The sequence below is a fragment of the Novosphingobium sp. 550D genome (genome assembly GCF_057401885.1).
Map to the genome: position 1 here is coordinate 594,266 of NZ_CM171613.1, position 13,943 is coordinate 608,208.

At 61.3% G+C, this 13,943-nt stretch carries 6 protein-coding genes; all 6 read right to left on the reverse strand.

The window, feature by feature from the left end; genetic code table 11:
* Positions 1 to 24: 24 nt before the first annotated feature.
* The gene (gene gltX, locus AC2S2E_RS02860) at positions 25 to 1,353 is read right to left on the reverse strand and encodes a glutamate--tRNA ligase (protein ID WP_486523614.1); all 1,329 of its coding nucleotides are present in this window, start codon (positions 1,351 to 1,353) and stop codon (positions 25 to 27) included.
* A 291-nt stretch (positions 1,354 to 1,644) separates the two neighbouring features.
* Positions 1,645 to 3,306, reverse strand: coding sequence for an NAD+ synthase (locus tag AC2S2E_RS02865; RefSeq protein ID WP_486523615.1), 1,662 nt, complete (start codon positions 3,304 to 3,306; stop codon positions 1,645 to 1,647).
* Positions 3,307 to 3,685: 379 nt separating this feature from the next.
* On the reverse strand, positions 3,686 to 7,963 hold the full coding sequence (rpoC, locus tag AC2S2E_RS02870) for a DNA-directed RNA polymerase subunit beta' (protein ID WP_486523617.1): 4,278 nt from the start codon (positions 7,961 to 7,963) through the stop codon (positions 3,686 to 3,688).
* A 70-nt stretch (positions 7,964 to 8,033) separates the two neighbouring features.
* Entirely contained in the window at positions 8,034 to 12,185 is a 4,152-nt protein-coding gene (rpoB, locus tag AC2S2E_RS02875; RefSeq protein WP_476105995.1) for a DNA-directed RNA polymerase subunit beta, read from the reverse strand.
* A 4-nt stretch (positions 12,186 to 12,189) separates the two neighbouring features.
* Positions 12,190 to 12,372: a hypothetical protein gene (locus AC2S2E_RS02880; RefSeq protein WP_476105996.1), complete on the reverse strand. Its 183-nt coding sequence runs from the start codon at positions 12,370 to 12,372 to the stop codon at positions 12,190 to 12,192.
* Positions 12,373 to 12,694: 322 nt separating this feature from the next.
* A complete protein-coding gene (locus AC2S2E_RS02885; protein ID WP_476105997.1) occupies positions 12,695 to 13,936 on the reverse strand; it encodes a spinster family MFS transporter in 1,242 nt (413 codons plus the stop codon).
* Positions 13,937 to 13,943: the final 7 nt, after the last annotated feature.

Here is a 13,943-nt window from a genome sequence, read left to right on the forward strand (position 1 = left end):
CTTTGCCCGCCGGAGGCAAAACCCTTACCGCTTCAACCGCGCCACAACCTCATCCCGGCCGATCAAAGGCAAGAGCGCGCCCATATCCGGCCCATGCTCCATGCCGGTGATGGCCAGACGCAGCGGCAGGAACAGGGCCTTGCCCTTGCGCCCGGTGGCTTCCTTGAGCGCGCCGGTCAGCGCGGCCCAAGGCCCGTTGCCCCAATCGAGCGTGGTGGCGACGTCGGCGGCTTGGGCCAGAAACGCGCGGGACTCATCATCCTGCGCCGGGGCGTTGATCGGCCCCTTGATGACGGCCCACCAATCACCCGCCTCGGCCACGGTGTTCAGGTTGGGGCGGATCGCTTCCCATGCTTCCTCGCCCATCCCGGCGGGCAGACGGTCGGCAACCTTGGCATAGGGCATGCGGTGGATGATCTGGGCGTTGAGCCGGGCCAGTTCGGCCTCGTCAAAACGGGCGGGCGCGCGGCCAAACCGCGAAAGGTCGAAAGCCTCGCACAATTGTTCGACCGAGAGCGAAGCATCGACCGGATCACTGGTGCCAAGCCGGGCCAGCAGGCTGATGATCGCCTCGGCCTCGATCCCCTGTTCGCGCAATTCCGCCACGCCCAGCGAGCCGAGGCGCTTGGAAAGCTTGCCCTCGGTCCCGGTCAACAGCGCGCTATGCGCAAAGGCAGGGACCGGCGCGCCAAGGGCGGTGAACATCTGCACCTGCGTCGCGGTGTTCGACACATGGTCTTCGCCGCGCAGGATTTGCGTGACGCCCATGTCGATATCGTCAATGACGCTGGGCAGCATATAGAGCCACGAACCATCGGCGCGGCGGATCACAGGATCGGACATGGTGGCGGGGTCGAAATTCTGAGGCCCGCGCACACCATCCTCCCACGTGATCGCCTCGTCACGATCCAGCAGGAAACGCCAGTGCGGCGCCTCACCTGCCGCCGCCTTGGCCTCGTGATCCGCCTCGGTCAGGGCCAGCGCGCCGCGATCGTAAATCGGCGGCAGGCCACGGCTGAGCAGCACCTTGCGCTTGAGATCCAGTTCCTGCGCCGTTTCATAACAACGGTAAACCCGCCCGCTCTCAACCAGCTTCGCAAATTCACGCTCATACAGGGCAAAGCGGGCCGACTGCCGCTCCTCGCCCTCGTAATTCAGCCCCAGCCAGGCCAGATCGGCGCGGATGCCCTCAACATATTCCTCACGGCTGCGCGCTCCATCCGTATCGTCGATGCGCAGCAGGAATTTACCCCCCACACGTTGCGCCAGCATCCAGTTGTGCAGCGCGGTGCGGATATTGCCAATGTGGAGCATGCCCGTAGGGCTGGGCGCGAAGCGGGTTACGGTGGTCATGCCGGGCATATAGGAGGGATGAGCGAGGGAGGAAAGAGAGAGATGCCTCCGGCGGGCAAAGGGATTTATCCCTTTGCAATCCCGATATTGTCGGGGTTGCGCTTTGAAGGCTGCCTTGTGCGTGGCTGCAACGTTTGAATGTTAAAGCCTGCGGCGCTTTTAGCAATGAGTTCGCCGCGCCGCAGGCTCTAAAAGCCATCCGCGCCCCGCCGCAAACTCCGCGCAACCCCATAAGCGGGATTGTTAAGGGGCCCCGCCCTTAACCCGCCGGAGGCAAACAGCCCTTAAAAATCATGCCGTCCGAAACGCCTGCGTAATCGGATATCGCCGATCCCGCCCGAAATTGCGCGAGCCCAGCTTGACCCCCGGAGGCGCCTGACGACGCTTGTATTCGGCCAGATGGAGCAATCGCTCGATCCGGCTGACGGTGGCGCGATCAAAGCCTTCGCTGACCAGTTGCTCAACCGACTTTTCATGCTCGACAAGGCCCAGGAGGACCGCGTCCAGCACGTCATAGGGCGGCAGGGAGTCCGAATCCTTCTGATCGGGGCGCAATTCGGCCGATGGCGGCTTGCTGATGATATTGTCGGGCATAACCGGACCATCGGGGCCAAGACCAATGCGCGGCTTGTTCCAGTTGCGCCAGTTCGACAGGGCAAAGACGGTGGTTTTATACGCGTCCTTCAACGGGTTATAGCCGCCGTTCATGTCGCCATAAATCGTGGCGTAACCCACGCTCATCTCGCTCTTGTTGCCGGTGGTGACCAGCATCGGGCCGAATTTGTTCGACAGCGCCATCAGCGTGACGCCCCGGATGCGGCTCTGGATATTTTCCTCGGTCAGGTCCGGCCCGCGACCGGCAAAGGGCGGCGTGAGCATCTCTTCAAACGCCTTGACCGCCGGGACAATCGGCACCGTATCGTATTTCACGCCCAGCATATGCGCGCATTCTGTCGCGTCGATCAGGCTCTCGGTGCTGGTATAACGGCTGGGCAACATCACGCACCACACGCGGTCGGCGCCCAACGCATCCACGGCAATCGCGGCGCAAAGCGCGCTGTCGATCCCACCCGAAAGACCCAGCACCACGCCGGGAAACTTGTTCCGGTTCACATAATCACGCAGCGCCAGAACCATCGCGCAATAAATGTCCTCGGGATGCTCGGCCTGAGGCTCGATCTCGCCGCGATCACAGCGCCAGCCCTTGGCGGTCTTGGTCCAGCGGGTCAGAACCTCCTGTTCTTCCCAATCCTTCATCTGGACCGCAAGGCTGCCATCGCCATTGACCACGAAACTGGCCCCGTCGAACACCAATTCGTCCTGTCCGCCCACGCGGTTCAGATAGGCCAGCGGCACCCCCGCCGCCGAAGCACGACGCTTGGCCACGCCGTCAATGCGCAGCGTGTCCTTGTCGATTTCATAGGGGCTGCCGTTCGGGCACAGGAAGATCTCGGCACCGAAATCGGCCAGATGGCGGCAGACATTGGGATGCCAGATGTCTTCGCAGATCGGCACGCCAATCATCGTGCCCCGAAAGATGATCGGCTCCGGCAAAGGCCCCGGCGCGAACAGGCGCATTTCATCGAACGTGCCGTAATTGGGCAATTCATGCTTGAACCGGATCGCGGACACCTTGCCCTGATCCAACAGCGCTACGCCATTATGCAGCGCGCCATCAGCCACAAACACGCTGCCCACCAGCATCGCCGGGCCGCCCGCCGCGGTCGTTTCGGCCATCTTTTGCAACTCTGCCGTCGCGCGCTCGACCAGACTGGGCTTCAACACCAGATCCTCTGGCGGATAGCCAACCAGTTGTAATTCCGGGAAGGCAATCAAATCCGCCCCCGCCTCTTTCGCACGATCACGCGCGGCCAGCATCCCTGCGGCATTGCCGGCAAGATCGCCAACGGACTGGTTCAACTGGGCGAGGGTGATTTTCAGCGTATCAGGCATGGGGGCAGGTTTAGGGGGGCTTTGCGCGAATGGAAAGGGTGCAAGAGGCTTTTGTTTGATGCCTCCGGCGGGTTAAGGGCGGGGGCCCTTAACAATCCCGTTACTGTCGGCCTTGCGGTGCGCAGGCCGCGTTGCGCATGATTGCATTGTTTGAATGTTAAAGCCTGCGGCGCTTTTGTTGCGAGTTCGCGGCGCCGCAGGCTTTCAAATCCATACCCAATAACGCACCGTGGCCGAGAACACACAACCCCATACCGGGATTGTTACGGGCCCCCGCCCTTAACCCGCCGGAGGCAAAGCGCCCCTACTCCACCCAACAAAAAACCCCGCCGGATCGCTCCAGCGAGGTCTTCTGTTTCAGCCCTGAAAGGCGGATCGCTTATTCAGCGCCGTCGTTCAGGTAATCACCGGCATCGGCGTCCAGACCGTGGGTTTCGCCCTCGATCGGCGCCAGCGGATCGACCAGACCAGCAGCCTCAGGCCCCTGCGCCAGTTCAGCCGCATGCTCTTCGGCCGCAGTTGCCGGAGCGATCAGGTGCTCCTGCAACTTGCGGTAGGAAGCGCGCAGCGCCGCGTCGCGGCTGGAGGCGGCCACGCGGATACGGTTCATGCCCGCGCCGGTACCTGCGGGGATGAGACGACCCACGATGACGTTTTCCTTCAAACCGATCAGGCTGTCCTTCTTACCTTCGACCGCCGCCTGCGTCAGCACGCGGGTGGTTTCCTGGAACGAAGCCGCCGAGATGAACGAACGCGTCTGGAGCGAAGCCTTGGTGATGCCCAGCAGCACCGGCTTGCCCTCTGCCGGACGCTGGCCTTCGCTCAGCTTGGCATTGGTTTCCAGCATTTCTTCCAGATCGACCTGCTCGCCCGGCAACAGCGTGGTGTCGCCACCAAACGTGATTTCAACCTTCTGCAGCATCTGGCGAACGATCACCTCGATGTGCTTGTCGTTGATCTTCACGCCCTGCAAGCGATAGACTTCCTGAATTTCCGCGACGAGATATTCGGCCAGAGCCTCGATCCCCATCACTTCCAGAATGTCATGCGGGTTGGGCGAGCCCGAGATCAGGTTGTCGCCCTTCTTGACCCAGTCGCCTTCCTGAACGTCGATCACCTTGCTCTTGGGGATCAAGTATTCGACGGGTTCGCCTTCCTGCGGCACAATGGCGATCTTACGCTTCGCCTTGTAATCGCGGACAAATTCAATGCGGCCAGCGATCTTGGCGATCACCGCATTGTCCTTGGGAATGCGCGCTTCGAACAGTTCGGCAACGCGCGGCAGACCACCGGTGATGTCGCGGGTCTTGGCGGCTTCGCGGCTTGCACGAGCGATAACGTCGCCCGATTCCACCATCTGACCGTCTTCGACCGACAGCGTCGTGCCCGGCGCCAGCATATAGCGCGCCGCTTCACCCGAACCTTCGTCCAGCAGGGTAAGGCGAGGACGCAGGTCTTCCTTCTTGCCGCGGCTGGTGGAACGGTTTTCGGTGATGATGCGCTGGGTCATACCCGTTGCTTCGTCGACCTGTTCCGTCAGCGTGCGACCGTCGATAAGATCCTGGTACTTCACGATACCCGACTTTTCGGTGATGATCGGCGTGGTGAACGGATCCCATTCGGCCAGACGTTCGCCCTGCTTCACCGTCGCACCGCTCTTGTGGAGCAGATGCGTACCATAAGGCACGCGGTGCATGGCGCGTTCGCGACCATCGGTATCGATCAACGCGATTTCACCATTACGAGCCAGCGAGAGCAGACGGCCACGCTTGTCAACGATCGTCGGAATGTCGCGATATTCGACGTGACCGTCGCACAGCGCTTCAAGGTTCGACTGTTCGTTCACCTGCGCCGCGCCACCGATGTGGAACGTACGCATGGTCAGCTGCGTGCCGGGTTCACCGATCGACTGGGCGGCGATAACGCCGACCGCTTCACCGATGTTGACCGGCGTACCGCGTGCAAGGTCGCGACCATAGCACGTGCCGCAAACGCCCTGCGTCGCTTCGCAGACCAGCGGCGAACGGATGCGCGCCGACTGGATGCCGTGCGATTCGATCAGCGCCACAGCCGGTTCGTCCAGCAAGGTGCCCTTGCCAACGATCACCGAACCGTCCTTGGCCAGAATATCCTCGGCCAAAGTACGGCCCAGAATACGTTCGCCCAGCGAGGCGATGGTGCTGCCGCCCTGAACGATCGCGCGCATTTCCAGAGCGCGTTCGGTGCCGCAATCGTTGATGATGACGACGCAGTCCTGCGAAACGTCCACCAGACGACGGGTCAGGTAACCCGAGTTTGCCGTCTTCAACGCGGTATCCGCCAGGCCCTTACGAGCGCCGTGGGTCGAGTTGAAGTATTCAAGAACGGTCAGACCTTCCTTGAAGTTCGAGATGATCGGCGTTTCGATGATTTCGCCCGACGGCTTGGCCATAAGGCCGCGCATACCGGCAAGCTGCTTCATCTGGGTTGGCGAACCACGGGCGCCCGAGTGGCTCATCATATAGATCGCGTTGATCGGCTTTTGACGGCCGGTCTCCGGATCGATCGGGCTGGACTTCAGCTCTTCCATCATGGCCGCGGCCACCTGATCGCCGCAACGGCTCCAGGCGTCGATGACCTTGTTGTACTTTTCCTGCTGCGTGATCAGACCGTCCTGATACTGCTGCTCGTAATCGGCCACCAGTTCCTTGGTTTCAGCAACCAGTGCTTCCTTGCTGTCAGGAATGATCATGTCATTCTTGCCGAAGGAAATGCCGGCCTTGAACGCATGGCGGAAGCCAAGGCTCATGATCGCGTCGGCAAACAGCACCGTGTCCTTCTGACCGGTGTGACGATAGACCTCGTCGATCACGTCGCCCACGTCCTTCTTGGTCAGAAGGCGGTTGACGACGTCGAAGGGCACCTTGTGGCTGTGCGGCAGGCATTCGCCGATCAGCATACGACCCGGCGTCGTTTCAAAACGCTTGAGGTACGTCTTGCCGTTTTCGTCGGTCTGCGGAACGCGCGCGATGACCTTCGAGTGCAGCGTGACGGCCTTGATTTCAAGCGCCTGATGCACTTCGGCCATGTCGGCAAACATCATGCCTTCGCCCGGTTCGCCCGCGCGGTCCATCGACAGGTAATAGATACCCAGAACCATGTCCTGCGAAGGAACGATGATCGGCTTGCCGTTCGCGGGGCTGAGGATGTTGTTGGTCGACATCATCAGCACGCGCGCTTCCAACTGGGCCTCAAGGCTCAGCGGCACGTGGACGGCCATCTGGTCACCGTCAAAGTCGGCGTTGAAGGCCGAGCAGACCAGCGGGTGAAGCTGGATCGCCTTACCCTCGATCAGAACGGGTTCGAACGCCTGAATGCCCAGACGGTGCAGCGTGGGCGCACGGTTGAGCATGACGGGGTGTTCGCGGATCACTTCGTCCAGGATGTCCCAGACTTCCTTGCGTTCCTTTTCCACCCACTTCTTGGCCTGCTTCAGGGTCATCGACAGACCCTTGGCATCCAGACGCGCATAGATGAACGGCTTGAACAGTTCGAGCGCCATCTTCTTGGGCAGGCCGCACTGATGCAGCTTCAATTCCGGCCCGGTCACGATGACCGAACGGCCCGAATAGTCGACGCGCTTGCCCAGCAGGTTCTGACGGAAGCGGCCCTGCTTGCCCTTGAGCATGTCGGACAGCGACTTGAGCGGACGCTTGTTGGCACCGGTAATGACGCGGCCACGGCGACCGTTGTCGAACAGGGCGTCAACGGCTTCCTGCAACATGCGCTTTTCGTTGCGCACGATGATGTCGGGCGCGCGCAGTTCAATGAGGCGCTTCAGACGGTTGTTACGGTTGATGACGCGACGATAAAGGTCGTTCAGGTCCGAGGTCGCAAAGCGGCCACCGTCCAGCGGCACCAGCGGGCGCAGATCTGGCGGGATCACGGGCACAACGTCGAGGATCATCCATTCGGGGCGGTTGCCCGAATCGATGAACGATTCCACGACCTTCAGGCGCTTGATGATCTTCTTGGGCTTCAGTTCCGACTTCGTCTCGGCCAGTTCCTTGAGAAGGTCTTCCTTCTCCTGAACCATGTCCAGGCTCATCAGCATGTGCTTGACCGCCTCGGCGCCGATGCCGGCGCTGAACGCGTCTTCGCCATACTCGTCCTGATAGTCGAGCAACTCGTCTTCGGTCAGCAACTGGTACTTTTCAAGCGGGGTCAGGCCCGGCTCGATCACCACATAGGATTCAAAGTACAGGATGCGTTCCAGCTGCTTCAACTGCATGTCGAGCAGCAGGCCGATGCGCGAGGGCAGCGACTTGAGGAACCAGATGTGCGCGACCGGCGCGGCCAGTTCGATATGGCCCATGCGCTCGCGGCGCACCTTGGTCACGGTCACTTCGACGCCGCACTTTTCGCAGACGACGCCCTTGTACTTCATGCGCTTATACTTACCGCAAAGGCACTCATAGTCCTTCACGGGGCCGAAGATGCGCGCGCAGAACAGGCCGTCACGTTCCGGCTTGAACGTGCGATAGTTGATCGTTTCCGGCTTCTTGATTTCGCCGAAGGACCAGCTGCGGATACGCTCGGGCGAAGCCAGACCGATCTGGATCTGGTCGAAGGTTTCGGTCTTCGCCATCTGGTTGGTAAATTTGGTCAGGTCGTTCATATGTCGTCCCTCTAAGGGGTCAAATCTCTGGGGCGAAGGGCGGGCGGCCGGTCAAGACCGCCCCATCCCCTTACTCCGCAGCCTCCGGCAGATCGTCGTCGCTGTCGTCCGTCAGGCTCGAAAGCTCGACATTCAGACCCAGCGAACGCATTTCCTTGACGAGCACGTTGAAGCTCTCAGGGATACCCGCCTCGAACGTGTCGTCGCCCTTGACGATGGCTTCATACACCTTGGTGCGGCCCACCACGTCGTCCGACTTGACGGTGAGCATTTCCTGAAGCGTGTAAGCTGCGCCATAGGCCTGCAGCGCCCACACTTCCATTTCACCAAAGCGCTGACCACCGAACTGCGCCTTACCGCCCAGCGGCTGCTGAGTGACGAGCGAGTAGGGCCCGATCGAACGTGCGTGGATCTTGTCGTCGACCAAGTGGTGCAGCTTGAGCACATACTTCATGCCCACCGTCACCTTGCGGTCGAAAGCTTCGCCCGTGCGGCCGTCGAACAGGGTCACCTGACCCGATTCGTCCAGACCCGCCTTGCGCAGCATGGCCGACACGTCGGCCTCGACGGCGCCGTCGAACACCGGCGACCCCATCGGCACGCCATTGCGCACGCTCTGGGCCAGTTCGACGATTTCCAGATCACTGCGGTCGTCCAGCTCGGCGGTGTAATTGTCGCCGTAGATGTCCTTGAGCAGTTCACGCACCGCTTCAGGGGGCTGCCCCGCCTGCGGGTTCGGATTGGCCTCGCGCCATTCATCCAACGCAGCACCGATCTTGCGTCCCAGACCGCGCGCGGCCCAGCCCAGATGGGTTTCGAAGATCTGACCCACGTTCATACGCGAAGGCACACCCAGCGGGTTCAGCACGAAGTCCACCGGCGTACCGTCTTCGAGGAAAGGCATATCTTCCTGCGGCAGAATGCGGCTGATGATACCCTTGTTGCCGTGACGGCCGGCCATCTTGTCGCCCGGCTGAAGCTTGCGCTTCACGGCCACAAAGACCTTGACCATCTTGAGGACGCCCGGAGCCAGCTCGTCGCCGCGTTCCAGCTTTTCCTTACGATCTTCGAACTTCTCGACGATCGCCTTGATGGCCGTGTCATACTGCGCCTTGGTCGCTTCCAGCTGCTGCTGGCGCGCATCATCGGCAACGGCAAACTTCCACCATTCGTAGCGCTCGACCTCGGCCAGCACTTCTTCGGTAATCTCGATGCCCTTCTTCAGCCCCTTGGGCGCGGCTGCGGCCACCTGGCCGAGCAGCATGTCCTTGAGACGGTTGAAGGTGGCACGGTTCAGAATCGCCCGCTCGTCCTCACGGTCCTTGGCGAGGCGTTCGATTTCCTCGTTCTGGATCGCGCGGGTACGGTCGTCGATCTCGATACCGTGACGGTTGAAGACGCGAACGTCGACAATCGTACCGGCAACGCCCGGCGGCAGACGCAGCGAGGTGTCACGCACGTCGCTGGCCTTTTCACCAAAGATCGCGCGCAGCAGCTTTTCTTCCGGCGTCATCGGGCTTTCGCCCTTGGGCGTGATCTTGCCGACAAGGATGTCGCCCGGATGCACTTCGGCACCGATGTAAACAATGCCCGCTTCGTCGAGATTGCGCAGCGATTCCTCGCCCACATTCGGGATGTCGCGGGTGATGTCTTCAGGCCCAAGCTTGGTGTCGCGGGCCATGACTTCAAATTCCTCGATATGGATCGAGGTAAAGACGTCTTCCTTCACGATACGTTCGCTGATCAGGATGGAGTCTTCGTAATTGTAGCCATTCCAGGGCATGAACGCGACCAGCACGTTGCGGCCCAGCGCCAGTTCGCCCAGCTCGGTCGAGGGACCATCGGCAATGATGTCGCCCTTTTCGACGCTGTCGCCCACCTTCACCAGCGGACGCTGGTTGATGCAGGTCGACTGGTTCGAGCGCTCGAACTTTTGCAGCGTGTAGATGTCCACGCCCGACTTGCCCGGTTCGATGTCGCCCGACACGCGGATCACGATACGGGTGGCGTCAACCTGATCGACGATACCCGCACGTGCGGCGGCAATGGCCGCGCCCGAATCGCGCGCAACGGTTTCTTCCATGCCGGTACCGACGAAAGGCGCATCGGCCTTCACCAGCGGCACAGCCTGACGTTGCATGTTCGAGCCCATGAGAGCGCGGTTGGCGTCGTCATTTTCCAGGAACGGAATGAGCGAGGCGGCGACCGAGACGAGCTGCTTGGGCGAAACGTCCATCAGCGTGATCGTTTCGCGCGGCGCCATCACGAATTCGCCGTTCTGACGCGCCGAGACCAGTTCTTCGACGAACGAGCCATCCGCGTTGGTTTCGGCCGAAGCCTGCGCCACCGTGTGCTTCTGCTCTTCCATCGCCGAGAGATAGACAACGTCGCCCGTGACCTTGCCGTCGATGACCTTGCGGTACGGGGTTTCGATGAAACCGTACTTGTTCACACGCGCAAAGGTCGAGAGCGAGTTGATCAGACCGATGTTCGGGCCTTCCGGCGTTTCAATCGGGCAGATACGGCCATAGTGCGTGGGGTGAACGTCGCGGACTTCGAAGCCTGCGCGCTCACGCGTCAGACCGCCCGGCCCGAGCGCCGAAACGCGGCGCTTGTGGGTGACTTCCGAGAGCGGATTGGTCTGGTCCATGAACTGCGACAGCTGCGAAGAGCCGAAGAATTCACGCACCGCAGCCACGGCGGGCTTGGCGTTGATGAGGTCATTCGGCATCACCGTCGACACGTCGACCGACGACATACGTTCCTTGACGGCACGTTCCATGCGCAGCAGGCCGACGCGATACTGGTTTTCCAGCAATTCGCCCACCGAACGCACGCGACGGTTGCCAAGGTTGTCGATGTCATCGACTTCGCCCTTGCCGTCCTTCAGGTTCACCAGTTCCTTCACCACGGCAAGAATGTCGTTGGTTTCCAGCGTGGTGACCGTATCTTCGACGTTCAGGCCCAAACGCATGTTCAGCTTGACACGGCCCACGGCCGACAGGTCATAGCGATCGGCATCAAAGAACAGGCCAGCAAACAGCGCTTCGGCGGTTTCGCGCGTCGGCGGTTCGCCGGGGCGCATCACGCGATAGATGTCGGCCAGAGCGTGGTCGCGGTCTTCGGCCTTGTCAGCCTTCAACGTGTTGCGGATCCACGGACCGGTGCTGACGTGGTCGATGTCGAGCAGTTCGAAAGCGTCGATTCCGGCGGCGTCCAGCGCGGCCAGATTTTCCGCCGTCACTTCCTCGCCAGCCTCAATATAAATGCGGCCGGTCGATTCGTTGATGACGTCATTGGCGCTGTAACGGCCAAAGATTTCCTCGGTCGGGATCAACAGATCCTTGAGGCCATCCTTTTCCGCCTTGTTGGCAGCGCGCGGGCTGATCTTGGTGCCGGCGGCGAAAACCACCTCACCGCTGGCCGCATCGACGATGTCGAAAGCGGGCTTGGCGCCGCGCCATGCTTCGGCAACATAGGGAATCTTCCAGCCGCCGGTGGCACGGTTCCACACGATCGTCTGATAGAAGTGATGCAGGATCTCTTCGTCGTTCAGACCCAGAGCATGCAGCAGCGCCGTCACAGGCAGCTTGCGCTTGCGGTCGATACGGACGTTGACGATGTCCTTGGCGTCAAATTCAAAGTCCAGCCACGAACCGCGATACGGGATCACGCGGGCGGCGAACAGGAACTTGCCCGAAGAGTGCGTCTTGCCACGGTCATGGTCGAACAGAACGCCCGGCGAACGGTGCATCTGCGACACGATCACGCGTTCGGTGCCGTTAATGACGAAAGTGCCGTTTTCGGTCATGAGCGGCATGTCGCCCATGTACACGTCCTGCTCCTTGATATCGAGCACCGACCGGGTTTCAGTCTCGGCGTCGACTTCAAACACGATCAGGCGCAGCGTCACCTTCATCGGAGCGGCATAGGTGATCCCGCGCTGACGGCATTCGGTGATGTCGTACTTGGGCTCTTCTAATTCGTAATGGACAAAGTCCAGTTCGCTGGTGCCGGCAAAGTCGCGGATCGGGAACACCGAACGCAGCGTCTTTTCCAGACCCGAGACGTAACCGACCGAAGGGTCGGAACGCAGGAACTGTTCATACGATTCGCGCTGAACCTGAATCAGGTTCGGCATCTGCGTCACTTCGTGAATATCACCGAAGATCTTGCGGATCCGGCGCTTGGCCGAAGCGCGGGAGATGGGCTGGGTTGCCATAGGGCTAGACTTTGCCTCTTTCGTTGATGGCCGAATGTCTCTTTTTCGCGGAAAAAAGAGGCACGAAGCCGAAAAATAATGCCATGCGCGGGGTAAATGGCGGCACCGTTAAACGCACAAAAGGCCGCTGGCGAATCACCCCTGTTCCGGAATGAAGGCCCGCAGCCTCTGGCGTCAGATGCAACACCACCGCCTCCTTTCGTGGATGACCCCCGCGCTGGGCCGCCCTTGCTCGAAGCGATGGAACCGGCGGGCATTAGGCGTGTCGGGGTGTTTTGTCAATTGTCGGAGGAATAAGGTTTGCCTCCGGCGGGCAAAGGGCGGGAGCCCTTTGCAATCCCTTTATGGGGTCGCGCAAAGCCCGCCAGATTACCCTATCCGCGAAGCGGCTTTATAGCCTGCGGCGCGGCAAGTTTGCGCAAGGCCGAACCCATAGCGCACCATCGACAGTCATGGGATTGCAAAGGGTCGAGACCCTTTGCCCGCCGGAGGCACCATTAAATCCCCCCTTACTCCACCCATTCCCGCGCCAAAAACCGCCCCCCCGCCATCATCAAAGCAGCGGCCAGCAGATAGAACCCCAACCCGATCAGGATCGCATGCCGCAACGCATCGTCCCCATAGGCAGGCGTGAGCATATCCGACAGCTTCCCAATCGTCATCGACCCCAACCCCACGCCGATGAGGTTGTTGATCAGCAGGAAACTGGCCGAAGCGGTCGCGCGCATGGGGGCGGGCACAAGATGCTGCACCGCCGTCAGCACCGGGCCGAGCCAGAGATAAACCAGCGCCTGCGGCACGAGGAAAAGCCAGAAGGTGATCTGCGCCGAGCCGGAATAGAGCCCCGCGGCAAACAGCGGCACGCCCAGCAGAAAGGACACCGCGGGCAACCACGCATAGGCCGCCCTGCTCTTACCCCCCAGCCAGTCGGCAAAGACCCCGCCCGCCATCACCCCAACCGTCCCGCCGATCAACAGCAGCAGGCCAAAAAACTGCGATGTTTCCACCAGCCCCAACCCAAAGGACCGCCGCATCAACGAGGGTAGCCAGAAGGCCAGCCCATAGCCCATCATCGAACATGACCCCGCGCCAAAGGCCAGCAGCCAGAAGCTGCGCTTGACCGCCAGAATCGAGAGCACCTCGCGCATCGCCGGGGCTTTGGCCCCCGGCGCCTTGGGCGGATCACGGACCAGCAGCCCGAACAAAGGCGTAAACACCAGCCCCGCCAGCCCAACGCCGATAAAGGCCGCCCGCCAATTGACCGCCGCCGCCACATAGCCGCCCAGCAATATCCCCGCCGCCGATCCCAGCGGAATGCCCAGCGAATAGACCGCCAGCGCCCGCGCCCTTTGATGCGCCGGGAACGTATCGGAAATCAGCGCATAGGATGGCGCCACCCCGCCCGCCTCGCCCACGCCCACACCCAGACGACAGACAAACATTGCCCAAAAGCCCGACACCGCCCCGCACAATGCGGTAAACGCGCTCCACACCGCCAGAGAGGCCGCGATCACCCGCGTCCGCCCCCGCCGATCGGCCAGCCATGCCAGCGGCAGGCCCATCGTCGAATAAAGCAGCGCAAAGGCAAAGCCGCCCAGCGCGCCCAATTCGGTGTCGGTCAGATGCAGATCGGCCTTGATCGGCCCGGCCAAAATGCCAAGAATCTGCCGGTCGATGAAATTGAACGTATAAACCACCAGCAGCATCGCCAGCACAAAGGCTGGCTTTCGCCGGGTTGCGGGCTCGGACATGCTTCTC